This is a genomic window from Streptomyces sp. NPDC093795 (genome assembly GCF_044764665.1).
Lineage (GTDB): Bacteria > Actinomycetota > Actinomycetes > Streptomycetales > Streptomycetaceae > Streptomyces.
Genome location: NZ_JBIWIO010000003.1, coordinates 266,166 through 290,654, shown reverse-complemented (window position 1 = coordinate 290,654; position 24,489 = coordinate 266,166). Strand labels below are relative to the sequence as shown.

Below are 24,489 nucleotides of genomic sequence, written 5' to 3'. Positions count from 1 at the left end.
CGCCGGGGATCAGGGCAGGCGCCAGTCCACGGGCTGTGCGCCCTGCTCCAGGAGGAGTTCGTTGGCGCGGCTGAAGGGCCGGGAGCCGAAGAAGCCGCGGTCCGCCGACATCGGGGACGGGTGCGCGGACTCGATGGCCGGCAGGTTGCCGAGGAGCGGGCGCGCGTTGCGGGCGTCGCGGCCCCACAGGATCGACACCAGCGGCTTGCCCCGGGCGGCCAGGGCGCGGATGGCCTGCTCGGTCACCTCTTCCCAGCCCTTGCCGCGGTGGGCGGCCGGCTTGCGCGGGGCGGTGGTCAGCGCCCTGTTGAGCAGCAGGACGCCCTGGCGGGTCCAGGGGGTCAGATCGCCGTTGGAGGGCCTCGGCATCCCGAGATCGGTGTGAAGCTCCCGGAAGATGTTCTCCAGGCTCCCCGGCAGCGAACGGACCTCCGGCGCCACCGCGAAGCTCAGCCCGATCGCCATCCCCGGCGTGGGATAGGGGTCCTGACCCACGATCAGGACCCGCACCTCGTCGAAGGGTTGCTGGAAGGCGCGCAGCACGTGCTGTCCGGCCGGCAGGTACGTCCTGCCGGCGGCGATCTCCGCACGCAGGAAGTCGCCCATCTCCGCCACCCGCCCCGCGACGGGGCTCAGGGCCTCCGCCCAGCCGGGCTCCACCAGTTCCTTCAACGGTCGCGCTGTCACGGTCCGTCACTCTACCGGCCTACAGTGACACCGCGGTCCGGCCTGCCCCGGCCGACCTCCCCCGGTCCGGCCTCCGCCGGACCGACCTTCTAGACTCCGCCCACTCTCCGCTCCACCCGACGAGGACGGTGCACCGTGGTTTCCGTGAACGAGCTGGTCGTGGGCGTCGACTCCGGTGGTTCGGGGCTCAGGATCGCGCTCGCCGAGGCGGCGAGCGGTGTCGTCCTCGGCAGTCACGTCTCCCGTGAACCGGTGCGGACCGGTCCCGGCGGGATCTCCGCCCGGCACTTCCTCGCGCAGGTCCTGCCCGCCGTCCGCACCCTGACGGCACCCCACGGCGCGCGGCCGGTCGTCGCCGTGGCCGTCGGCGCCGCGGGAATGGCCACCCTCGGGGACGAGCTGCGGGCCGAGCTGCCGGACGCGTTCGCCGAGGCCTGGGGGGCGCGGCGGCTCGCGCTCGCGGCCGACGCCGTCACCGCGTACACCGGGGCGCTCGGGCAGCGGCCGGGCGCGGTCGTGGCGGGCGGGACGGGCATGATCGCGCTCGGCACGGACCTGACGTCCTGGCGGCGGGCCGACGGCTGGGGGCACCTCCTCGGCGACTGCGGCAGCGGCGCCTGGATCGGCCGGGCCGGCCTGGAGGCGGCGATGCGCGCGTACGACGGGCGACGCGGCGGCTCCGCGGTCCTCCTGGCCCGTGCCGAGAAGCTGTTCGGGCCTGCGGCCGGGCTGCCGGGCGCGCTCTATCCGCGTACGGACCGGCCCGCGGTCCTTGCCTCGTTCGCCCCGGAGGTGGGGCGGTGTGCCGTGGAGGACCCGGTGGCCGCCGGCATCCTGGCGCGGGCGGCCGGGCACATCGCCGACGCCGCCGAGGCGGCGTGCCCGGCCGGGCCCGGGGCGCTCGTGGCACTGACCGGGGGCCTGTTCAAGATGGGCGACGCGCTGCTCGTACCGCTGCGTGCCGCGCTCGGGGAGCGGATCCCGCACGCCCGGACCGTGGACCCGGCCGGGGATCCGGAGGCCGGGGCGGTGGCGCTCGCGGCGGCGCTCGCCACCGGCACGCTGCGGCTGCCGGAGGACCCCTCGCTGCTGCGGCTGTTCGGCGCCGTGGCGTCGTAGGCGCGGGGCATCCGCCCAGGTGGGAGGCGGTGTCGCGGCGTCGGCGGGGGTGGGAGCCGCCGCCAAGGGGGGACATAGAGGGGCAGAAGGCGCGTGAGTGCACCTCAGCCGACGGCGCTCCGGGCGAAACCAGTAGCATGCGGCGCCATGAGCTCCCCCACTGGGCCTGCTTCCGGCCTGCCTGTACGAATGCCTCGACCCCGTCAGTCCGGGCGGCACCGTCGCCCCGAACCCGCGGCGGCGCCCGAGGGCGCTCCCGCACTGGTTCTCGCTGTGCCCGGCATGCCGTCGGCCGCCATACGATCGCTGGCCGAAGAGGTCGTGAGCATCGCCCGCTCCGAGCTCCCCGGTCTGGAGGCCCTGATCGGCTTCCTGGAGGGCGACGACATCGAGTACCCCTCGCTCACGAGCGTGCTCACGGCCGCCGCCTCGGTGCGCGTCCAGCGGTACGAGCTGGCCGTGGCCGCCGGCCGTGAGGTCAGCGCCCCGACGGGCCCCGCCTCGGTCGTCGTGCCCCTGCTCGCCGGCCCCGACAGCGCCCAGACGCGTCAGGTGCGCCAGGCCGTGATGGACGCCGGGAACACCGCCGAGCTGACCGACGTCCTCGGCCCGCACCCGCTGCTCGCCGAGGCGCTGCACGTGCGTCTCTCCGAGGCGGGCCTGGCCCGTGCCGACCGCGCCCGGCTCTTCACGGTCACCACGGCCGCCGACGGCATCATCCTGGCCACGGTCGGCGGCGAGGAGGCCGTGCAGGCCGCGGGGATCACCGGCATGCTGCTCGCCGCGCGCCTCGCCGTCCCCGTGATGGCGGCCGCGCTCGACCAGGAGGGCTCGATCGCCTCCATCGCCGAGCAGCTGCGCGCCGCCGGCTCGGAGCAGCTGGCCCTCGCCCCGTACCTGATCGGCCCCGAGCTGGCCGACGGCCTGCTCGACGAGGCATCGAAGGAGGCCGGGTGCGCCGCGGCCGAGCCGCTGGGGGCCTACCCGGCGATCGGCAAGCTGGTGCTCTCGCAGTACTCGGCCGCTCTGGGCATCCCGCCGCAGCAGCCGCAGGGCGTTCCCTCGCTCTGAGGCCGTCGAGCCTTCGAGGACTCCGAGCCTTCGAGACTCCGAGCCCTTGAGGCCCCCGCGCCTCCGAGAGGCCCGAGCCTCCGAGGGCCGCGCCACCCCGCCCGTACGTCGAAGGGCCCGCACCGACCACCGGTGCGGGCCCTTCGGCGTACCCCCGCGTCCTGGGGGTCCGCCGGCTCAGCCGAAGACGACGCAGGAGGCCGCCGGGGCCTCGATCGCGCCCACGCGCGCGGGGATCCCGGTCTCCGGGTCGACGGTGAACCAGGTGACGTCGCCGGAGCGCTCGTTGGCCGCGTACAGGTGCCGGCCCGACGGCGCGAGGGTCAGGTCGCGCGGCCAGCTGCCGCCGCAGGGCACGGTGGCGACCAGCGCGGCCTCGGCGCCGTCGGCGCCCAGGGCGAGCACGGCGAGGGTGTCGTCGCCGCGGACGGCGGCCCAGAGGAAGCGCCCGTCGGGGGCGACGACGACCTCGGAGGGGTAGCTGGGGCCGGTGGTGCCCTCTGGGACGACGGGGGTCTCGCCGAGCGGTTCGAGCACGCCCGCCGCCGCGTCCCAGCGGCAGACCGTGAGGGTGGGCTCCAGCTCGTTCAGGACGTACGCGTGCGTGCCGGCCGGGTGGAAGGCGAGGTGGCGCGGGCCGGTGCCGGGGCGCAGCGCGGTCTCGCCGTGGAGGGTGAGCGTCCCGGTCGCGGGGTCGAGGGCGCAGATCCGTACGGAGTCGGTGCCGAGGTCCACGCTGAGGACCCACCGGCCGCCGGGGTCGGGGAGCACCTGGTGGGCGTGCGGGCCGGCCTGGCGGTCGGTGACGGGTCCGCTGCCTTCGTGGCGCAGGACGGACGTGGCGGGCCGGGCGGTGCCGTCCTCGGCCAGGGGCAGGGCGGTGACGCTGCCGGAGGTGTAGTTGGCGGTGAGGAGGTGTCCCGCGGCGAGGGCGAGGTGGGTGGGGGCCGCGCCGTCGACGGGTACGGGGGTGCCGAGCGGCCGCGGTACGGGCCCGGTGACGTCGAAGGCGGCCACGGCCCCGGCCTCGGTCTCGGAGACGGCGTGGAGCACGGGGCCCGCGAGGGCGAGGAAGGAGGGGTCGGCGAGGGCGTCACTGCCGCCGGTGACGGTCAGTGCGCCGGTCTCCGCGTCCAGCTCTGCGGCGAGGACGCCCCGCCCGCCGGCCGAGGTGAACGAGCCGATGTACGCCCGTACCGCCCGCCCCTGAACCGTCCCTGTGCCGCTCACGGCGCCTCCCCTGTCCCCGGGGCCGGTCGCGGTCGACCGGCCTGCGTCCGGCCGACGGTAGCAGGCGGTCTAGACCAAAGCCGGGCGGCGCCGGGTCAGGCGGCCGGGACCAGCGGGGCCCGGTGGGAGGTCCGGAGCGGCGCCGCGAGATCGACGAGGGCCTGTTCCAGGCCGTGCAGATGGCCGAGGGCCGCCTCCGCGCCGGGGTGGTGGCGCGGTACGCCGGCGGCTTCGGCCACCGAGGCCCGCACCGGCCCCTCCGGGGGGACGAGGGCGTGGACAGCGGCCTCGACCCGCCAGGCGGCGGCCACGAGCCGGGCGTCGTGCGAGGCGTCCGGGTCGGCCGCGACGGCGGCGAGACCACGGATCTCCCGGGCGCAGTCGTCCAGGAGCGCGAGCACCCTGCGCGCGCGTGCCTTGCGGGCCCGCAGCGGGCTCAGCGGGTGCACGAGGGGGGCGACGGAGAGCCGGACCCGGCCGAGCAGGAGCTCCAGCTCGGCGGCGTGCGGCGCCGGGTCGACGCCGGGATCGCCCGCGAGGCGCCGGGCGGCGGCGGTCGTGCAGGTGTGCACACAGGTCACGGCCCGCTCGATCCAGGCGTTGGTGGCGGCGTGGGTGGTCACCGGCAGCAGGGCCACGCCGATCGCCGCACCGATCGCGCCGACGGCGGTCTCCTGGAAGCGGAGGAGCAGCAGCCCCGGATGCAGGACGCCGAGGAGTCCGTACAGCAGCCCCGCCATGACGGTCACGAAGAACATCATCCAGCTGTACGAGAGCGGGGCGGTGTAGAAGATCCCGAAGACACAGACGGCGACGAGCAGTGCGGTGGGGGCGGTCGCGCCGCCCAGCGGGACGGCGATCAGGAGGCCGGCGGCGATGCCGGCGACGGTGCCGAGGACCCGGCGGAAGCCCCGGACGAGGGTCTCGCCGCGCGAGGCGGTGTTGACGAAGATCCACCAGGCGGTGCCGACGGCCCAGTACCAGCGCTCGTGCGAGATCAGCTGACCGGCGGCGAGGGCCACGGCGCAGGCCGCCGTGGCCTGGTAGGCCTGGCGGGTGGTGGGGCGGGCCAGGCCGGTGCCGGGCAACGGGGCGGGCGCGGCGGGCGGGGGGACGCGCCGCTCGATGCACCAGGCTCCGAAGCGGACCGCGCCGACGGCGAGCAGCGCGAGGGCGACCGCCGCGTACAGCTCGGGGAGCTGGGCGGGGAGGGCGTGCAGGAACTGGGTCACGAAGAACTGCATGAAGGCGAAGATGCCGAGGGCGTGGCCGCGCGGGCCCCAGCGGCGGGCGTAGACGCCGGCGAAGACGACGAGCAGCCAGGTCGCGTCGCGGAGCAGCGGCGCGTCGTGCAGCAGGGTCGCGACGGCGAGCACGGGGAAGCCGACCGCCGGCAGCAGCGCGGTGGTGACGGCCTGCCGGCGCACCGTGGGGTCGCCGACCGTGAAGAGGGCGAGCAGTGCGGCGAGGCCGGCGGTGATCGAGGCGACGAGGGACAGGCCGAGCAGCTCGGCCAGGGCGACCGCGAGCGCGACGCCGAGGACGGCGCGGAGCGAGACCCTGAGCCTGACCCGCCCCGGGTCCGGGGCCATGAAGTACTTCCGCACGGCGGCCAATCCCGCCCCCCTTGTTCTGTCTCCTCGCCGCGTACGAGGTTCCCCGGGGGTGGTGGGGACTCGGACACGACGAAGGCACCGCGGGCCGGCCCGGCCTCGTCGCCGGGCGGCGCTGCGCGGCGCCGAAGGTGTGTGATGGCTCCCAGGATAGAGGCAAAGGGGTACGACGGCTCAACCGAGGCGCGGCGCACTGGGCCATCGGCCCACCTCCACGGCCGATCCCACAGCCAAAAGGTGGCCGATGGACCAGCCGGCGCACCTGGCCCCGGCGCGGTCGTCCCGCCGGCCCATGCCGCCCTTCGCCTTCGTCCTGGCGCCGCGGCCCTCGTGGTGGCGTGGGAGCGGCGGCGGGCGTCGTGCCGCCGCCGCCCCCACCCCGGTCCTCAGCGCCCGCCGCGCACGAAACGCTCAAGGCCGACGGTCTCCCGGCCGTCGTGCGTACGGTCCGGGCTGATCGGTGTCACCGTCACGTAGCCCCGCTGAAGCAGGGCGAAGTCCGGATGACGCTTGGTCTCGGGGCGGCAGTCCGGTGCGTCCGGAGCGCAGAGCTCGCCGCCGACGGCGAAGGTGTCGCCCTGCGCCGTGTAACGCAGCTTGACCAGCTTCTGGGTGCCCACGGACGTCCACGCCGTCCCACGGGGGCGCTGCCCTTCCGCGTGGTGCGGGTAGTTCACATTGACGACGTACTCCGTCGTGAACAGGTCGCGTGCACGCAGACCGGCGATGAACTCCGCCCCGTACTCGGCGGTCTTGCGGTAGGTGTGGTCCGCGACCTCCAGGGAGTCGGTGACGGCGGGGTCGTACGAGCTGTTGAGGGCGACCGCCGGCACGCCCTCGTCGATGGCGGCGAGCGCGGCTCCCACGGTGCCCGACTCGTTGACGACGGAGGCGACGTTCGGGCCGTAGTTGCTGCCGGTGACGACCAGGTCCGGGCCGTCCTTCCAGCCGGCCTTGGCGGCCAGTCCGCCGCCGACCCCGAGGCGTACGGTGTCCGCGGGTGTCGCGCTCGGCGTGGACGGGCCGCAGGGCCCCGCCCCCTTGCAGACCCCGTACACCGCGCCGCCGCTCGGCGCTCCGGAACAGTCGTTCCCGTACCCGGCGGGCAGCGCGGCCCGGCGCTGGACGGTCAGTTGGCCGCCGCTCGTGGCGCTGGTACCGGCGCCGCTCTGGTTCGCCCACGGGGCCATGACGACGACGTCCGCGCCGGCCGCGCACAGGGCACGGCGGGCCTCGTACAGGCCCTTGCCGTCGGAGGCGTTGGGGCGGGCCATCTGCATGGAGTCGTCGTTGCTGAGCAGGATGCGCATGCCCGCGAGCGAAGGCCGGGCGTCCGCGGGCGCGGACCCGCCCTGGGCGGCCTGCGCCTGTGTGCAGACGAGCAGCACGGTGCTTGTCGCGGCGAGGACGGCGAGTGTTCTGCGTCGGTTCACAGTGTTTCTCCCTGGGGGGCGGTACGAGAGTGACGGACGGCGGCCTGCTCGGTGGCCGGTACGGCCGGGCCTGGCTGCGTGGTGGTGATCACCGGACGCCGCGGACGCGCAGGACGCCCAGCGCGCCGATGAGCGAGACGACGGCGGCGACCGGGAAGAGGGCCTGGTATCCGCCCGCGGCGACGATCCAGCCGGCGATGGAGGGGGCCAGGATCTGCGGGCCGGCGTTGGCGATGTTGATGACGCCCATGTCCTTGCCGGCGTCCTCGGTGCGCGGCAGCACCTTGGTGATCAGGGCCATGTCGACGGCCATGTACACCCCGAAGGCCAGGCCGGCGGCGACGTTGTACGCGAGCATGCCGCCCTCGGTGGGCCACAGCATCGGCAGGGTAAGCGCGAGCGCGGCGGCGATGCCGGACGTGAGCACGAAGGGCTTGACCCGGCCGACACGGTCGGCGATCGGCCCCACCAGGACGGAGGCGATCACCGTGCACACGGCGTTGACGATCATCAGGAAGCCCACCGTGGGCAACAGGTCCTGCGGCGGGACCTCGATGTACTCGGCGAGCAGGAACATGTTGTACGTGAGGACGATGAAGTAGCCGAGCATGACCCCGAGCCGGGACAGGAACGCCCAGCCGAAGTCGGGGTAACTCCTGGGACTGACCCAGAAGTTGCCGAGGAACTCCTTGAGGGAGAATCGTTTCCGGGGCAGGGCACGCGCGTCCTGGTCCGGGGAGACGATCACGAACACGACGGCGGCGACGACGACGACCGCCGCGATCAGGTAGTAGCCGTTCTCCCCGGCGAACCGGCCGTCGAAGCCGCCGATCACGCCCTCGAACCCGAACCTCTCGCCGGGTACACCGCCGATGACCAGCGCGGCGACGATCGTGCCGAGCGGAACGCCCAGCCCGACCAGCGCGGAGAAGGTGCCGTACCTGGCGGCCGGTACCCGGTCGGGCATCGTGGCGGTCAGGGCAGCCTGATAGCCGTTCATGATGAACTGCACCACGCCCCAGCTCAGTCCGAGCAGGGCGATGCTCGCCGCGTGCGCCTGTGCGACCAGGGCGAGGGCTCCGAGCAGGGCACACAGCAGGATCCACGGGGCACGGCGGCCGAACCTGGAGCGGGTGCGGTCCGAGAGCTGACCGAAGACGGGGTTGCCGACGGTCGCGAGGACGGCGCCGATGGTGCTGGCGGTGGACAGGGCGGCGGTGTCGTTGGTGCCGGTGATCTGCGCGACCTGGAGGGGAAGCAGAAAGCTGCCCACGCCGAACCAGAGCAGATACAGCGCGACGTTGGCGACCGGCAGCATGACGTGGAGCCGACCGAGGCCCGAGGAGACGGCGGGCGTCTCGGCGTTCTCGCCCCCTTGATCGGCCGTGACGGTGCTGGGCATGTTTTCAGGAAGTGAATGACTCATGAGGGGCCCCTCGAAAGGCGGTGCCGAAGAAGCGGGACGCGGCTGGGGCACGCGTTCGGCAGGAGCGTAGATGACACGTGTAAGTAGCGGAAGGTGTCGCGCTCCACGCGATGGTTTCGTTACCTATCGAGGGCAGGTGTGTTCAGAAGTCGAAGGCGGGAGGTGGCTCCGACAGAGGTCCGCATCAGGCCGCGAAGGACCCAGAGGCGGTGGTCAGGAGTAGTTGCCGCTGTTCGCGTGGGCTAGGGCCGCTTCGCGACGCGGTAGATCGCGTACGAGACACCCAGGATGACGTCCACAGCGGCCCAGAGGAAGATCAGCAGGCCCACCCCGATCGCGGTGCCGGCGCTCTCGGCGTCGTTGCAGATCTTCTGGTCGAGCGTCCCGCAGTCGTCCGGCATACCCGCGCCGGACCTGGCGCCCAGGATCACCCAGAGCAGGAAGAGCACCTGAACGGCGAGGAAGACCCAGAGGAAGACGCGAGCCCTCTTACGTGGGGGTGTCCCCGTTGCCGGTGATGCGGGGGGCTGCGGGGGCTGCCACTGCGGTGGGTTCTCGCGCGGACTGCTCATGCTGATCACGCTTCGTTCACTGGGTGAGCCCGGCGATCGGCGCCTTCACTCGGCACCGTGATCGCTTCTGTAGCGGCCCGAGCCACGGCCGGGGCCCCAGACCTACAGGTTCATCATCCGTGAAGGAGACAGCATCCGCACAAGCGGACGAGGCGCCGCCGCCCGCGTCCCGCCTGCTGGGGCCGCGGTGCGCGGGCCTGGAGCGGCGGGCTGCCCGGCCCCAATCGTGGCCGCGCCGCTCGCCGCGCCGCTCGCCGCCCGCCTCGTCCAGGCGCGGGCGGCGAGTCGGCCTGACGGGCTCTCAGCCGGAACCGCGCGAGGCAGTCGAACGCCTTACGCGCGGTTCCTCCCGTCGGGGCGGAGTGGGTCAGGCGAGGTTGATGTTCTCCGCCTGGGGGCCCTTCTGGCCCTGGGTGACGTCGAACGTCACGGCCTGGCCCTCCTGGAGCTCACGGAAGCCCGAGGAGTTGATCGCCGAGTAGTGGGCGAAGACGTCCGGGCCGCCACCGTCCTGAGCGATGAAGCCGAAGCCCTTTTCCGCGTTGAACCACTTCACAGTTCCCGTAGCCATGTCTCATGCCTTCCAGTCGATGAACGCCTTCCACACGATGTGAAAGGCGGAGGTGATCGCCCTGGTTCCTGCGGCACAGCACAGCAAAAGACCCACGCCGAAGGCATGGGTGCAGGGAACTTCCGAACCACGACAGCTAACCCAGACGTTACACGTCCGCACACCCCGTCACCAGTGGAAACGCCTGCTTCTAGAAGATCTACCTGTGGAGTCGTCCCGGCGGCCGGTCGTGGTTGCTGGTGACCGGCGCCCGCCGTGGAGCCACGGCGGGCGTCGGTCTTGCTCAGGGGGTGGCTGTTCCCTGGGTCAGCAGGGGTTGATGTTGATCTTGAGAGGGGTGGTGTTGCGGACGTCGACGGCGTTGCCGTTCAGGCGGAGGCAGTTGAAGGTGACCTCGCCGAGCGCGGGGCCCTGCCCCGACTCGGGCATCTCGTTGGCCCAGAGGCCGTAGCCGGACTTCGCGTCGTAGGCGTCTCCGCTCTTGCGGGCCCCCGTGATCGAGACGTCCGTGAAGACGGTGTCCTTGATGGGGAACTGGGGCTGGCCGCCGACGTAGTTGGTCTGGAACATGATTCCGCTGTAGGTGGGGTCGACGATGTCGACGTGGTTGACCCTGATGCCCTGGAAGACCTTGGAGGCGGAGAACACCCAGATGCCGGGGAAGGTCTGGGAGCCCCAGAAGTGGCCGCCGGCCCGCACGACGGAGATGTTCTCGAAGGTCGTGGGTTCGGTCCCGAAGCCGTTCATCGGGTAGCCGAAGTCCAGGGAGGAGATGGTGATGCCGGAGTAGACGAGGGTGTCGGCGATGTGGATGTTGCGGAAGGTGTTGCTGTAGCCGCCGTAGACGGCCACGCCCGCCGCCCGCCAGGTCAGCGTGCTGGTGAGGTTCTCGTAGACGTTGTTCTTCATGTCGGCGCCGCCGGCGTCGATCGCGGAGAACAGGGCGAAGCTGTCGTCGCCCGTGGCGCGGGCGTCGTTGTTGGTGACGTGGTTGTCCGTCGAGCCGTTCGTCATGTTGATGCCGTCGGCGAACATGTTGCGGATGCGGGAGTTCTTGATCGTGATCCGGTCGGTGTTGGCGCCCCAGTAGAGGCACACCATGTGTTCGTTCCAGATGTCGTCGATCACGATGTCCGACACGTTGGCGAAGTCGAACACCTTGCCCGGTCCGTCGATGCGCGAGGTGTAGTTGCCGAAGTAGGCGAAGCCCTTGAAGAGCGAGCCCTTGGCGGCCGCCTCGGCACGGAACCCGACGTCGGTGTTGTCCTGTGTGGAAGGCGCGTGGAACGTGGTGTACCAGGGGCCCGCGCCGACGACCTTGACGGGCTTGCCGTACACCTGGAACTTGCTCGACGTCTGGTAGTCGCCCGGCGGCAGGTAGACACCGGTGAGCTTGCCGGTGGTGTCCATGCGGACCCTGTCCAGGGCGTTCTGCACGTCCTGGTGGGTGAAGCCGGCCGGGACGGTGTACGTGGCAGGGTCGGGGTTCGCGACCGGCGCGACGCGCTCCAGGTTGACGAAGTCGATCGCGTACGTGGAGGTGTTCGCGGCGTCCTTCTGGAGGCGGATCCTGCTGCCCGCCGGGACGGTCTCGGCGAGGAGGAGGTGTGCCTCGTCGTAGATGTGCCGGGGGGCTCCCGAGCCCGGGGAGTTGCCGGGTGCGGTCTCCGAGCCGTACAGCCACGCGTACTTCGACGTCAGCGGCATCGCCTTCTTCAGGACACCGTCGACGTAGACGTTGATCGTGGAGTCGATGCCTCCGCCGCCGGGGGCGTCCGGGATCGAGAAGCGGGTGACCAGGGTGTTGGTCGCGGCGCGGGTGGTGAACTCGACGTACTCCCCCGTCGCGTCCAGGTTCACGGCCTTGCGGCCCGACGCCTCGCCCGCGATGTCGCCGACCGTGCGGTTGGGCCCGGCGACGGTGGCTCCGCCGCCGGCCGTGCCGTCCTCCGCCTCGTACATGTCGTACGGCATGTTCGCGCCGCGCCCGACGAACAGCGGCTGGGTGGAGGTGTTGTTCGCGCGCTTGACCGGCAGCTCGTTCGCGTCGTCGGCGATCACGGTCCGCACCGTGTACGAGCCGTTGGCCGCGGTCCAGGGACCGACGGTCACCTCGGCCGTGGCACCGGGGGCGATGACACCGTTGTGAGCACCCGTCAACGTCTTGACCGTGGTGCCGGTGCCGTCGATGACGTGAAGCGTCACACCGTGGCTGCCCGCGGCGCTCGCCTCGGTTCCCTCGTTCCTCACCGGCACCTTGAAGGCGACGGTGTCACCGGCGCTGGGGCTGGACGGGGTGGTGGTGACCGAGCCGATGGTCAGGTCCGAGCTTGCGACGGGCTTGACGACGAGGGGGGTGGGGCGGGTGTAGGTGTTGTTGGTCTCGTTCTGCTCGACGACCGTGTTCGCCTTGTCGGCGACCGCGCTCAGTTCGTACGAGCCGGCGTCGCGGGCTCCGAGGGAGGCGGTGACGGTGGCCTGGGCACCTGCCGCGAGGGCGCCGACCTGCGCGGTGGCGACCTCGGTGCCGCCCAGGCGCAGGGCGACCGTGTGCGCGGGTGCGGGTGCCGGGCCGTCGTTGCGGACGGTCGCCGCGACGGTGACGACGTCCGACTCCACGGGGGCCGCGGGCGTGGTGGTCAGGCCGGTGACGACGAGGTCCGGGTTGGGGGCCGGGACTCCGACGACCTGGAACTCGGCGAGCTGGCCCGCCGAGGAGCCGGAGTTCGCGGTGAACTTCAGCCGCACGTCGGCCACGCGGCCGGAGACCGGGATGGTGACGGTGTTGCCGGCCGCCGGGTCGAAGGTGTAGCTCTTCGCGGCGACCAGGCTCGTGAAGCCGGTGCCGCTCTGTTCCCGGCCGAGGACCTCCACGGTCTGGGAGCGGGTCGACCAGGCCGAGTCCGGGTTGAGCTTGAGGGCGAGGCTGTTGACGTCGGCGTTGGAGCCCAGCCTGACGGTCAGGGTGTTCGGGTAGCTGCCGCCCGCGCCCTCCCAGTAGGTGCTCGTGCTGTTGTCGTTGGCGTTCGCCGCCACGAAGCTGTGCACGGTGGAGGAGGCGTCGATCGGCTTGCCCACGGCGAGGTTGGATCCTGTCCCGCCGCTGCCGTTACGGGTCACCGCGTTGCTGTCGGCCGACTGGTTGCCGGCGGCGTCCTTGGCGCGGACGCGGTAGGTGACCGTCGCGGAGGCGGGCTGCGTGTCGGTGTAGGTGGTGACGTCGCCCGTGACGCTGCCGCGGAGGGTGTTGTCGGCGTACACGTCGTAGCCGGTCACGCCGGTGTTGTCCGAGGAGGCGGCCCAGGTCAGCTTGATCTGGCCGGGGGCGGGCTCGGTGAGTGCGAGGTTCGCCGGGACGGTCGGGGCCTGGGTGTCACCGGCGTCGCCGACGCGGGTGACGGGGTTGCTGTCGGCCGACTGGTTGCCCGCCGCGTCCTTGGCGCGGACGCGGTAGGTCACCGTCTGGTTCGCCGGTCGGGTGTCGGTGAAGGTGGTGACGTTTCCGGCGACGCTGGTCAGCAGGGTGCCGTTGGCGTAGATGTCGTAGCCGGTGACGCCCGTGTTGTCGGTGGCGGCGGTCCAGGTGAGTCGCACCTGGTCGGTGGCCGGCTGGGTGAACGCGAGGTTCGCCGGGGCGGTCGGTGCCTGGGTGTCGCCCGACTGCGGCCCGTAGATCTCCAGTTCGGAGAGCTGGGCGGCGGGCTGGGAGGTGTTCGCGGTGACGAGTACCCGGACGTGGCGGGTGGTGGCCGCGTCGAGGGTGATCGTCGCCGTGTTGTCGTTCGCGGCGGTGAAGCCGTACGCCTGGGAGGCCGACAGGTCGGTGAAGTCGGTGCCGTTGGTGCTGCCCTGGAGTTTCAGGGTCTGGCTGCGGCTGCCCCAGCCGGCGGGGAGCTTCAGGACCACGCGGTTGACGGCGCGGGAGGCACCGAGGTCGGCCTGGATCCACTGCGGGAGGGCGTTGTTGGTGCTCTCCCAGTAGGTGGCCCGGTTGCCGTCGTTGGCGTTGCCCGCCGTGTAGACCTGGGTGTGGCTGCTCGCGGTCAGGGTCTTCCCGGCCGCGAGGTTGACGGAGGACTCGTCCGCCGAGTGCACCTCCAGCTCGGAGAGCTGGGCGGCCTGCCAGCCGCTGTTCGCGGTGATGTCGATCCGTACGAACCGGGCTCGGGTCGCCGGGAAGGAGACCGTGACGGTGTTGGCCGCGCCGGGGGCGAAGGCGTACGACGCGGAGCTCTTCAGCGTGGTGAAGCTGGTCCCGTCGGCGCTGCCCTGGACGGACAGCGTCTGGTTCCGGCTCTCCCATCCGGCGGGCAGCTTCAGGACGACCTCGTCCACGCGGGCGGCCGTCCCGAGGTCGGCCTGTACCCACTGCGGCAGGCCGCTGCCCGCGCTCTGCCAGTAGGTGCCCTGGTTCCCGTCGGTGACGTTCGCCGCGCCGTACTCGGCGTGGGAGGTGCTCGCCGCCGCGCTGTCGCCCAGGGCGATGTTGGGGCCGCCCGCCGCGTCGGCGGTCATCATCGGACCGCCCAGCGCCAGCAGGCTCGTCGCTATCGCGGCGCTCAGGCACCGTGACTTCCAGGTGGGGGTTCTCATCAGTCCTCGCATTTCGGTCGCGCGTTCGGGGACACGCCGCGACTCAGGTGAAGGAATTCCGTGGGAGTGGCACAACCGGTGCGGCGGCCCGGGCGCCGGGCCGCCGCACCGGTGTCGCCGGTGTCAGCCGGTCGTGTTGAGGACGAACTGCGAGCCCGGCTCGACGCAGGTGTCGCCCTTCGCCGAGTTGGTGATGGTCACGCCGGACAGGGTCGCGCTGCCGCGGGCGCCGCCCATGGCGAGGATGCCGCAGCCGTTGACCGACTTGTCGATGCGCACGTTGGTGATCTTCACGTTCGGCATCTCGCCGCCACCCGTCTTGAACTGGATGCCGTCGTACGTCGAGTCGAGGATCTCGGTGTCGCGGATCGTGACGCCGGGGATCGGCTGGCCCTGTGCGAACAGGGTGATGGCACCGAACTCCTGGTCCTCGTTCCAGAACGCGCCGCCGGTGCGGTGCAGGGCGTTGTTGGTGATGAGGGTCTGCCCGGAGAAGGGCAGCGGGTCGTGGTCGGTCGCCAGCATGATCCCCGGGTAGTTCATGGTGTCGGAGATGATGTTGTTCTCGATGGTGTTGCCGAAGCCGCCGTAGATCGCGATGCCGTTGGCACGCCACGGAAGCTGGATCGTGTTGTTGCGGAAGTGGTTGTTGGAGCCGATGTCCACCGAGGTGTCCTTGACGTACTTGCTCGCCCAGACGGCCAGCGCGTCGTCGCCGTTGTTGCGGAAGGACGAGTTGAAGACGGTGGAGTTGCGGGTGCCGTTGGCGAAGTTGATGCCGTCGGCGTACGTGTTGCGGATCCGCATCCCGCTGAACTCGACCCCGTCACCGGGGCCCCACAGCTCGGGGATGTTGGTGTAGTCGCGGCCGGCCCAGACGCCGACGTTGGCGTGCTCGATCCAGACGTTGCTGATCTTCGTGCCCTTGCCGAAGCGCCCGTTGAGGCCGACGCCTCCCTCTTCGTCGGCGTTGTTGCCGCGGATCGTGCCCGAGCCGAAGATGGCGATGTCGGAGATCTGGGTGTTGTGGTCGATGTCGAAGCCGAAGTTGCCCTCGTGCGGGTGGTTGATGCCGCCCGCCTGGTGCGGCGGGGTGAGGGTGTACAGCTGGGAGTGCCACATGCCGGCGCCGCGGATGGTGACGTCACGGATGCCGACCGTGTTGTAGATGCCCCGGTTCAGCGGGTCGTCGGTGAGGATCTTCTGCTCCTGGCGCCACTGGCCCGCCGGGATCCACACGCAGGAGATCTCGCCCTTCTGGTCGGCGGTCACCGCGCGCTGGATGGCGTCGGTGTCGTCGATGCCGTCGTTGGGCACGGCGCCGTACTGGATGATCGACACGCAGCCGGCCGGCTGGGGCACCGGAGGCGCGACCTGCTCCAGGTCGATCAGGTCGAGGATGTAGTAGGCGGCCGTGTCACCGGCGTCGCGCTGGAGGCGGAACTTCGTGCCGGCCGGGTACGACTTCGACAGCAGGGCGTTGGATTCGTCGAACAGGCGCCGGGCGTCGCCGCCGGGCCGGTTGACGAGCCCTTCGGGGTCGTCGGTGGTGCCGTAGAGCCAGCTGTGCTTGGAGGACAGGGTCAGCTTCCGGACGAAGACGTCGTCCGCGTACAGGCTGATCGTCGCCTCGGCTCCGCCGCCGGCCGGAGCGTCGGGGATCGAGTTGCGTACGACGATCGAGTTCGCGGCGTTGGTGGAGGTGAACTCCACGTACTCACCGGTGGAGTTGAGGCGCACGGACTTACGGCCGGAGGACTCGGTCGCGAAGTTGGTGTGGCCGAAGGTCCGCTTGGCGTCGGAGGTGAGCAGGGTCCCCTGGTAGCGGGCGTCCTCCGCCTCGTACTCGGTGTACGGGACGGCCGCGCCGCGGCCCACGACGAGGGAGCGGGCGAAGATGTTGTTGCTCTCGTCGGTCTCGGCGACCGTGCCGGTGGCGTCGGCCGTGGCGGTCAGGGTGGCGCCGCCGCTCGTGGCCGTCCAGGTGCCGGTGAGCGCGACGTCGGCCGTCTGGCCCGCGGCGACGGCTCCGGTCGTGCCCTGGAGGGTGGTGCCGCCGACGGTCATGCGCGTGATGGTGCCGGCCGGGACGCCGGTGGTGCCGCGGTTGTGCACCGCGACCGTGAAGGAGACGGGCGCGCCCACGGCGGGCGCCGACGGGTTGGCGGTGATGCCGGTGACGCGCAGGTCCGCGCCGGGGCTCTGGGAGACGGTCAGCTTGGACGCGGCGGTCCGGCTGTTGTTGGTGTTGTCCAGTTCGGGGACGGTGTCGGTCGGGTCGGCGACGGCGGAGAGGGTGTACGAGCCCATCGGGCGACGCCCTATGGGCACGTCGACCGTCGCGGACGCGCCGACGGCGAGGGAGGCGACCGGAGCGGAACCGGCGACCGTGCCCTCGACGCTCACGTTCACCGTCGTCGCGGGGGCGGGGACGGTGCCGGCGTTGCGGACCGTGGCCTTGACCGTCACCGCGTCCGATTCGGACGGCGTCGAGGGGGACCAGGTCAGGTCCGTGACGACGAAGTCCGCGGCTGGTGCGGCCTTGCCGAGGACCTGGATCTCGGCGATCTGGGCGCCGGGGGCCCCGGAGTTGGAGAAGAAGTTCAGGCGCAGGTCCGCGAAGCGGCCGGTCACCGGGATGACGACGGAGTTCTGGCCGGACGACGGGCTGAAGGCGTAGTCGGCGCGAGCCTTGAGGGAGGTGAACTGGGAAGCCGCTCCCTGCCGCCCCTGGACCTCGAGCGACTGGGTCCTCGGTCCCCAGACCTGGTCGGGGTTCAGCTTGACGACCACGGCCTCGACGTCCGCGTCGGCACCGAGCTTCACCGTCAGGCTCGACGGGAAGCCCGCCGACTCCCAGTACGTCCCGGTGTTGTCGTCGTTGGCGTTCGCCGCGACGTAGTTCTGCGCCGTGGACGTCGCCTCGACGGGCTTGCCGCGTGCCAGGTTGGTCCCCCCGACGGGCGGGTCGACGGGCCCCGGCCCGTCCTCGTCCCCGTAGATCTCCAGCTCCGACAACTGGGCAGCGTTCCAGCCGGTGTTGGAGGCGACCTGGACCCGCACGAACCGGGCCTCGGCGGTGGGAAGGTCGATGTTCACCGTGTTCGCCGCTGACGGGTCGAACGCACGGGCCTGCGCGGCGGCGAGAGGGGTGAAGGAGCTGCCGTCCGCGCTGCCGAGGACGGTGAGGGACTGGGAGCGCGCCTCCCAGCCCGTGGGCAGCTTCAGTGCGACGCGGTCCAGGGCGACCCGGGCTCCGAGGTCGACCTGCACCCACCCGGAGGACCCCAACGGGCCCTCCCAGTAGGTCTGCTGGCTTCCGTCGGTGACATGGGCCGCCGGGTAGCCGCCGAGGCTCCCGCCGGCCGTCGCCGCTCGGCCGAGCGCGAGATTCGTCTCCCCCGCCGCCTGGGCGGGGACGGGGAGCAGGCCGACCGACAGCAGGCCCGCTGTCAGCAGACCGGCCCCCAGCCGCCTGCTCGGATGTGTGCCTCTCATGGTGACCTTTCCGCGATACGGGGCACGGCGCATGCTCTGTGCTCGTCTCCCGGATCCGGCCGCGGGCCGTGCGCACGCGGGAACCTGGGGCAGAGCGGACGGGGACACGCGCCGGAGCCCACGAAGGCTCTGAATGAGAAATGGCGGCGCTAAGCTAAATTCTTGAGTGAATCTGTGACTCATTTGCGTCGCCAGGCAGACAGGTTTCTACCACGTGACGAGTTTGTCAACGGTTCGGTCACGTTCGCGGCAGAGGGCGGAGGGAAACGCCGACGGCACCGGTATCGGAGCCGCTGGGGCGGCGGTGATACCGGTGCCGTGGAGGTGACGCGGGGTCAGGCCAGGGAGAGGGGCGGTCGGTCGCGAGCCAGGGTCGTGGGACCGATCAGCGGGCCGGCGGCGGAGCCGTGGAGCCGCGGACGACGAGTTCCGGCTCGAAGAGCAGCTCGCCGGGGTGCGACTGCGCGCCCTGGATCTGGGCGCACAACAGATCGACCGCCGCGCGGCCCATCGCCTCGATGGGCTGACGCACCGTCGACAGGGGCGGCTCCGTGCAGGTCATGAAGGCCGAGTCGTCGAATCCGACGACCGACACGTCCGTGGGGACGACGAGTCCGCGACGGCGGGCGGCCCGCACCGCTCCGAGCGCGAGCGGGTCGCTGCCGCACACGATGCCGGTGACACCCCGCCCCAGGAGGCGCGTGGTCGCGGCCTGGCCTCCTTCCAGAGAGAAGATCGAGCGCTCCACGAGCTCCTCGTCCCACTCCATGCCGGCGGCCTTCGCAGCCGCCTGCGCGGCCTCGAGCTTGCGACGCGACGGGATGTGGTCGCCGGGACCGAGCACCAGACCGATCCGCTCGTGGCCCAGGGACGCGAGGTGCCGCCACGCCTGCTCGACGGCGACGGCGTCGTCGCAGGCGACGCAAGGAAAGTCGAGTCCCTCGATCGAGGCGTTCACGAGGACGACCGGGATGTTCCGCTCGGCCAACAGGTGGTAGTGGTCGTGCGGCGCGTCGGCCTGCGCGAAGAGACCGCCTGCGAAGATCACACCGGAGACGTGCTGCTGGAGCAGCAGCTCCACGTAGTCCGCCTCGGAGACACCTCCCCTGGTCTGGGTGCACAGCACGGGGGTCAGCCCCTGCTGCGCCAGCGCACCGCCGATGACCTCGGCGAACGCCGGGAAGATGGGGTTCTGCAACTCCGGCAGCACGAGGCCCACGAGCCGGGCGCGCTCTCCTCGCAGCTGCGTGGGCCGCTCGTATCCCAGGACGTCGAGGGCCGTGAGTACGGACTGGCGGGTCGTCTCGGACACCCCGGGCTTGCCGTTGAGGACACGGCTGACCGTTGCCTCGCTGACCCCCACCTTCTTCGCCACTTGAGCAAGTCGTCGCGTCATGAACGCAAGACTATCGCAAGCGTCGCAAGCGGATTGCGTCCGTTCTCTCTTTCGGCCAACATTCCGGCGAAAGCGCGTCGCGGAGGCCGTTCGGTGGGGTGCTCAGGCGCGGAGCCACACCGCCGTGTCCTGAGGCAGCAGGCCCTCGGAGTCCAGCGGGCCGCTGGACAGGAGCAGCCGTTCGTGCGGCGGGAGGACGGCGGGCACGTCGGAGAGGTTGACGACGCAGAGGAGGCCGTGGCCGCGGTCGAAGGCGAGGACGCCCTCCGGCACGGAAAGCCAGGCCATCGGTCCGTCGCCGAAACCGGGCTCCGACCTGCGCAGGAGCAGCGCTTCCCGGTAGAGCGCGAGCATCGAGCCGGGGTCGGTGGTCTGGCGGTCGACGGCGTACGACGACCAGTCCTCGGGCTGCGGCAGCCAGGGTTCGTCGCCCGCGCCGAAGCCGTACGACCCGGCCTCCGCCTCCCAGGGCAGCGGGACACGGCAGCCGTCGCGGCCGGGATCGGTGCCGCCGGAGCGGAAGTGCATGGGGTCCTGGATGCGGTCGAGCGGTACGTCCGCCTCGGGGAGGCCGAGTTCCTCGCCCTGGTAGAGGTAGACGGAGCCGGGCAGGGCCAGGGTCAGGAGCGCGGCGGCGCGGGCGCGGCGGGTGCCGAGCGCCAGGTCGGTGGGGGTGCCGAACCGCTTCGTGGCGAAGTCGAAGCCGGTGTCGGCGCGGCCGTAGCGCGTGGCGGTGCGCGTCACGTCGTGGTTGCAGAGGACCCAGGTGGCGGGGGCGCCGACGGGGGCGTGTTCGGCGAGGGTGTCGTCGATGGTGCGGCGGAGGCGGTCGGGGTCCCAGGGGCAGGAGAGGAAGTTGAAGTTGAAGGCGGTGTGGAGTTCGTCGGGGCGGAGGTAGCGGGCGAAGCGCTCGGAGTCAGGGAGCCAGACCTCTCCGACGAAGACGCCGTCGTACTCGTCGGCTATCGCGCGCCAGGAGCGGTAGATGTCGTGGATCTCGTCCTGGTCGATGTACGGGTGGGGGTCGACGCCCTCGACGAAGTCGCGGAGGCCGGGGTCCTTGGTGAGCAGGGCCGCCGAGTCGATCCGTACGCCGGCGACTCCACGCTCGAACCAGAAGCGGAGCACGTCCTCGTGTTCACGGCGGACGTCGGGGTGGGACCAGTCGAGGTCGGGCTGCTCGGGGGTGAAGAGGTGGAGGTACCACTCGCCGTCCGGGACGCGGGTCCAGGTGTTCCCGGAGAACTGCGACGGCCAGTCGTTGGGCGGGAGTTCGCCGTTCTCCCCCCGGCCGGGCCGGAAGTGGAAGCGGGCCCGCTCCGGGCTGCCGGGGCCTGCCCTCAGGGCCTCGCGGAACCATACGTGCTGGTCGGAGACGTGGTTGGGGACGATGTCGACGATGACCCTGATGCCCGCCTCGCGGGCCTCGGCGATGAGTTTCTCGGCGTCGGCGAGATTGCCGAAGGCGGGGTCGACGGTGCGGTAGTCGGCGACGTCGTAGCCGCCGTCGACCATCGGCGACAGGTACCAGGGCGTGAACCAGAGGGCGTCGACGCCGAGTTCGGCGAGGTACGGCAGTCTCGCTCTGACGCCCATGAGGTCCCCGGTGCCGTCGCCGTCACCGTCGGCGAAGCTGCGCGGGTACACCTGGTAGATGACGGCGTCGCGCCACCAGTCGTCGGTGCGGGGGGTGTCAGGGGCTGCCACGTGACGGTCCTTTCGGGCAGGGAGGAGTACTTCGCCGCCGGCCCGGAAGCTGCGGGGCGTTCGGACGGGCCGGCGGCGAAGGCTTGGTGGTGGAGCGGTGGATCGAGGCGGCGCGGGCGTCAGCCCTTGAGCCCGCCGGCGGTGAGGCCGCTCATGATGTTGCGCTGGAAGATCAGGAAGATGAGCAGGGTCGGCACGGAGGCGATGGTCAGCGCGGCGATCAGCACGTTGACGGGCACGCCGTTGGACAGGGAGTAGATGCCGACGTTGAGGGTCTGCTTCGACGGGTCGGGCAGGGTGAGCATCGGCCAGAGGAAGTCCTTCCAGACGCCGACGACGGCGAAGATGGACACCACACCGAGGATCGGCCGCGAGACGGGCAGCACGATCGACCACAGGATCCGGACGGGGGACGCGCCGTCCATGGAGGCGGCGTCCAGGATCTCCTTCGGGATCGAGTCGAAGAAGCGCTTGAGCAGGAAGATGTTGAAGGCGTTGGTGACCGCGGGGAGCCAGATCGCCCACGGGGTGTTGAGCAGGTTCCGCTCGACGATCGGGACGTCCAGGACCGTGAGGTACTGGGGTACGACGAGGACCGTGGCGGGGATCATCAGGGTCGCCAGCATCATGCCGAGGATCACCTTGCCGAGGACCGGCCGCAGCTTGGACAGCGAGTACGCGGCCGCCACGTCGAAGACCAGTTGGAAGGCGAGCGCGCCGAACGCGTAGTAGAGGGTGTTGAAGAGGAGGGAGGCGAGGTCCATGACCTCCCAGGCCCGGGTGTAGTTCTCCGGGGTGAAGGTTCCGGGCACCAGGGTCGGCGGTGTCTGGATGACTTCCTGGGCGTCCTTGAACCCGCTGGACACCAGCCAGTACATCGGGCCGAGGAACGCCAGGGTGAAGCCGCCGACCACCAGGGCGAAGACGGCCCAGTAGACGGCCTTGCCCCGTGGCCTGGCGAGGGTGGCCGGTGAGATGAGTGTGCGTGTCGACATGCTGGTCTCCCCGGTCCTACTCGTCCTCGGCGCGGCTGAGCTTCACGTACGCAGCCGAGAATCCGGCCAGGAGTACGAGCAGGAGCAGGCCGAGCGCCGCCGCGGCACCGTAGTTGTTGAAGTTGAAGGCGTACTGGTAGATGAGGTAGACGACGGTCGTGGTCGAACCCTCGGGGCCTGCGCCGCCGGTGAGCAGGAACGGCTCGACGAAGACCTGCATGGTGGCGATGACCTGCATGAGGAGCATCAGCGACAGGATCAGGCGGGTCTGCGGGATGGTGACGTGCCAGATCTTCCGCAGCAGGCCGGCCCCGTCCAGGTCGGCCGCCTCGTACAGCTCCCCGGGTATGCCCTGCAGGGCCGCGAGGTAGATGAGGGTGGCGCCGCCCATGTTCATCCAGGTGGAGGCGATGACGACGGAGAGCATCGACAGGTCCGGGTCCTGGAGCCACTGCTGTTCGGGCAGGTGCAGGAAGGCGAACAGCTCGTTGAGGAGCCCGTAGCCCGGGTCGTAGAGGTACTTGAAGAGGAGGACGGAGGCGACCGGCGGCAGCATCACCGGGAGGTAGACGAGGAGCCGGAGGTAGCCCTGGCCGTGGTGGAACTCGTTGATGACGACCGCCACGACGAACGGCACCGCGAAGCCGAAGACCAGGGCGAGCAGGGTGAACAGCAGCGTGTTGCGCCAGGCCTGCCAGAAGGCCGGGTCGTTGAAGACCGTGACGAGGTTGTCCAGGCCGACCCAGGTCGTCTGTCCGCTCTCGGTCTTCTGGAAGGCCAGGAAGAACTCCCTGATCATCGGATACCAGGAGAACACGGCGAAGCAGAGGACCGCGCCGATGAGGAATCCATGGGCCGTCAGGTTGCGCCGCAGGCTCTTGCCGAACGGCGCGCGGGGTGCCGAGGGGGCCGCCTCTCGCGGCTCGGCGGGGCGGGGAGGTCTCGCCTTGCTCGGGGTCAGGCTGGGGGCCTGCATCGTCGCTCCTTGGTACTGGTCTGCCATGTCTGCCGGCGGGTCGGGGCGGGCCGGGCACGAGAGCCCGCCCCGCCCCGGTGGGGTCATTGGTTGGCCAGCACCTGGTTGACCTGTGCCTCAGCGGTGGAGAGGAGCTTGTCGATGTCGGCGTCCTTGTTGGTGAGGAGTCCGGACATCACGTTGTCGAGGACCTTGTAGACCTCCTGCGCCTTCGGCGGCTCGGCCTTGCCCGCGACGGGGCTGTCCATGAAGGACTTGAAGTTCGCGACCGGCATGGTGGCGTGCGTGACGCGGTCGGCGTCGTCCTTGGACTTCGACTCGTTCAGCCAGAAGTTGGGCTGCGGAATGCCGACAGGCAGCTGGTCGGCCTTGGTACGGGCCCAGTCGAACTGGCCCTTGCCGACGGAGAGGTTCTTGAAGTTGAGCCAGGCGACGGCGGCCTTGATCTTGTCGCCGGAGATGCCCTTCTTGATCATGTAGCTGTTGCCGCCGGCGAGGGTGTTCTTCTCGCCGGGGATCGGGCCCATGCCGAAGTTCTCGTACTTCGCGCCCAGTTGCTGGACCATGTACGCGATGTCGTCGGGGGCGGCGAGGAACATGCCGAGCTTGTCGGTGGCGATCTGCTTCTGGAGGTCGCCCCACTTGAGCAGCTGGGTCTTGCCCATGCTGTCGTCCTCCCAGCGCATGGCGTGGAGGTTCCGCGCGACCTGCTTGCCGATCTCGTTGTTGAACGCGGCCTTCTTGCCGGTCGCGTCGACGACCTCGCCGCCGACGCTGTACATCTGCGCGGTGAAGTGCCAGCCGCCGGTGTTGCCCGCGCTGTACTCGCCGAAGCCGGCGATGCCCTCGCCGAGGCCGGCGATCTTCTTGGCGGCGGTACGGACCTCGGCCCAGGTGCGCGGCGGGGCGTCGGGGTCGAGACCGGCGTCCTTGAAGAGCTTGCGGTTGACCAGCAGGCCCATGGTGTAGTTGCTGGTGGGCAGGCCGTAGAGCTTGCCGTCCTGCTTGAGGGAGCCGAGGACGTTCGGGTCGATGTCGCCCAGGAGCGGCACGGTCTTGTCGTTGACGTACGCGGTGATGTCCGCGGCGCCGTCCTCGGAGAGCACCTGCGGCAGGTCGGTGAAGTAGGTGTAGAAGACGTCCGGCTGGGACTTGGCCTTGAGCATCGCGGTGAAGCGCGGCGGCTCCAGGCACTGGCCGGGAGTGGAGCGGCCCTCGATGGTGACGTTCGGGTACGTCTTGTTGAACGCCGCGACGTCCTCCTTCCACTCCTTGAGCTCGGCCGCCTTCGCCGCCGGAGGCATGCAGTCGATCGTGAGCGTCACCTTGGTCTTCGGGTCCAGCGGAGCGGTGGGGTCGGAGGACCCACCGCCCTCGGAACCGCCGCTGCCGTCGTCGCTGCTGCTCGTGCCGCAGGCGGCGAGTGCGGTCAGCGTGAGCGCGGAGACGAGGGTGACCGCGCTGGCGCGGCGCGTACGGCGGAGCCGGGCACTTCTCATGAGTGGTCCCCTTTGGGCCATGAACGTGGAGGTGGCCCCACCGCCGGTGCGTTGTGGGGCGCGGCACACTCAACCACCCCCAACAAGTGAACGCAAGATATCG

Annotated in this window: 16 protein-coding genes; 2 read left to right on the top strand and 14 right to left on the bottom strand. The window is 71.2% G+C overall.

What is annotated here, in order from left to right; all coding sequences use genetic code 11:
* Nucleotides 1-9 precede the first annotated feature (9 nt).
* A complete protein-coding gene (locus tag ACIRB7_RS10170) occupies nucleotides 10-687 on the bottom strand; it encodes a uracil-DNA glycosylase (protein WP_073816319.1) in 678 nt (225 codons plus the stop codon).
* Nucleotides 688-822: 135 nt separating this feature from the next.
* Here ACIRB7_RS10170 and ACIRB7_RS10165 point away from each other — a divergent pair, with 135 nt between their 5' ends.
* Nucleotides 823-1,806 carry an N-acetylglucosamine kinase gene (locus ACIRB7_RS10165; RefSeq protein WP_403595125.1) on the top strand — a complete coding sequence of 328 codons (984 nt, stop codon included), beginning with the start codon at nucleotides 823-825 and terminating at the stop codon, nucleotides 1,804-1,806.
* 147 nt (nucleotides 1,807-1,953) lie between these two features.
* A complete protein-coding gene (locus ACIRB7_RS10160; RefSeq protein WP_403595123.1) occupies nucleotides 1,954-2,877 on the top strand; it encodes a sirohydrochlorin chelatase in 924 nt (307 codons plus the stop codon).
* A gap of 177 nt (nucleotides 2,878-3,054) precedes the next feature.
* On the opposite strand, the gene ACIRB7_RS10155 is transcribed toward ACIRB7_RS10160, so the two are convergent.
* The 13 genes from ACIRB7_RS10155 to ACIRB7_RS10095 form a co-directional block, all read right to left on the bottom strand.
* A complete protein-coding gene (locus ACIRB7_RS10155) occupies nucleotides 3,055-4,107 on the bottom strand; it encodes a lactonase family protein (protein ID WP_403595121.1) in 1,053 nt (350 codons plus the stop codon).
* Nucleotides 4,108-4,202: 95 nt separating this feature from the next.
* Entirely contained in the window at nucleotides 4,203-5,699 is a 1,497-nt protein-coding gene (locus tag ACIRB7_RS10150; protein ID WP_403596156.1) for an FUSC family protein, read from the bottom strand.
* A gap of 407 nt (nucleotides 5,700-6,106) precedes the next feature.
* Nucleotides 6,107-7,153: a 5'/3'-nucleotidase SurE gene (surE, locus tag ACIRB7_RS10145; protein ID WP_403595118.1), complete on the bottom strand. Its 1,047-nt coding sequence runs from the start codon at nucleotides 7,151-7,153 to the stop codon at nucleotides 6,107-6,109.
* A gap of 88 nt (nucleotides 7,154-7,241) precedes the next feature.
* On the bottom strand, nucleotides 7,242-8,555 hold the full coding sequence (locus ACIRB7_RS10140) for an MFS transporter (RefSeq protein ID WP_403595115.1): 1,314 nt from the start codon (nucleotides 8,553-8,555) through the stop codon (nucleotides 7,242-7,244).
* A gap of 266 nt (nucleotides 8,556-8,821) precedes the next feature.
* Nucleotides 8,822-9,151 carry a hypothetical protein gene (locus tag ACIRB7_RS10135; protein ID WP_403595112.1) on the bottom strand — a complete coding sequence of 110 codons (330 nt, stop codon included), beginning with the start codon at nucleotides 9,149-9,151 and terminating at the stop codon, nucleotides 8,822-8,824.
* A gap of 367 nt (nucleotides 9,152-9,518) precedes the next feature.
* Nucleotides 9,519-9,722: a cold-shock protein gene (locus ACIRB7_RS10130; protein ID WP_065965692.1), complete on the bottom strand. Its 204-nt coding sequence runs from the start codon at nucleotides 9,720-9,722 to the stop codon at nucleotides 9,519-9,521.
* Between the two features lie 306 nt (nucleotides 9,723-10,028).
* Complete coding sequence (locus tag ACIRB7_RS10125) at nucleotides 10,029-14,315, bottom strand: discoidin domain-containing protein (RefSeq protein WP_403595108.1); 4,287 nt, start codon at nucleotides 14,313-14,315, stop codon at nucleotides 10,029-10,031.
* 123 nt (nucleotides 14,316-14,438) lie between these two features.
* Entirely contained in the window at nucleotides 14,439-17,813 is a 3,375-nt protein-coding gene (locus ACIRB7_RS10120) for a CARDB domain-containing protein (protein ID WP_403595105.1), read from the bottom strand.
* Nucleotides 17,814-18,198: 385 nt separating this feature from the next.
* Nucleotides 18,199-19,209: a LacI family DNA-binding transcriptional regulator gene (locus tag ACIRB7_RS10115; protein WP_403595103.1), complete on the bottom strand. Its 1,011-nt coding sequence runs from the start codon at nucleotides 19,207-19,209 to the stop codon at nucleotides 18,199-18,201.
* A gap of 102 nt (nucleotides 19,210-19,311) precedes the next feature.
* Nucleotides 19,312-20,916: a glycoside hydrolase family 13 protein gene (locus tag ACIRB7_RS10110; protein ID WP_403595100.1), complete on the bottom strand. Its 1,605-nt coding sequence runs from the start codon at nucleotides 20,914-20,916 to the stop codon at nucleotides 19,312-19,314.
* A gap of 119 nt (nucleotides 20,917-21,035) precedes the next feature.
* Nucleotides 21,036-21,911, bottom strand: a complete 876-nt coding sequence (locus tag ACIRB7_RS10105; RefSeq protein WP_403595097.1) for a carbohydrate ABC transporter permease — start codon at nucleotides 21,909-21,911, stop codon at nucleotides 21,036-21,038.
* Nucleotides 21,912-21,927: 16 nt separating this feature from the next.
* Nucleotides 21,928-22,887: a carbohydrate ABC transporter permease gene (locus ACIRB7_RS10100; RefSeq protein WP_403595094.1), complete on the bottom strand. Its 960-nt coding sequence runs from the start codon at nucleotides 22,885-22,887 to the stop codon at nucleotides 21,928-21,930.
* Between the two features lie 83 nt (nucleotides 22,888-22,970).
* Nucleotides 22,971-24,386, bottom strand: a complete 1,416-nt coding sequence (locus ACIRB7_RS10095) for an extracellular solute-binding protein (protein ID WP_403595091.1) — start codon at nucleotides 24,384-24,386, stop codon at nucleotides 22,971-22,973.
* Nucleotides 24,387-24,489 lie beyond the last annotated feature (103 nt).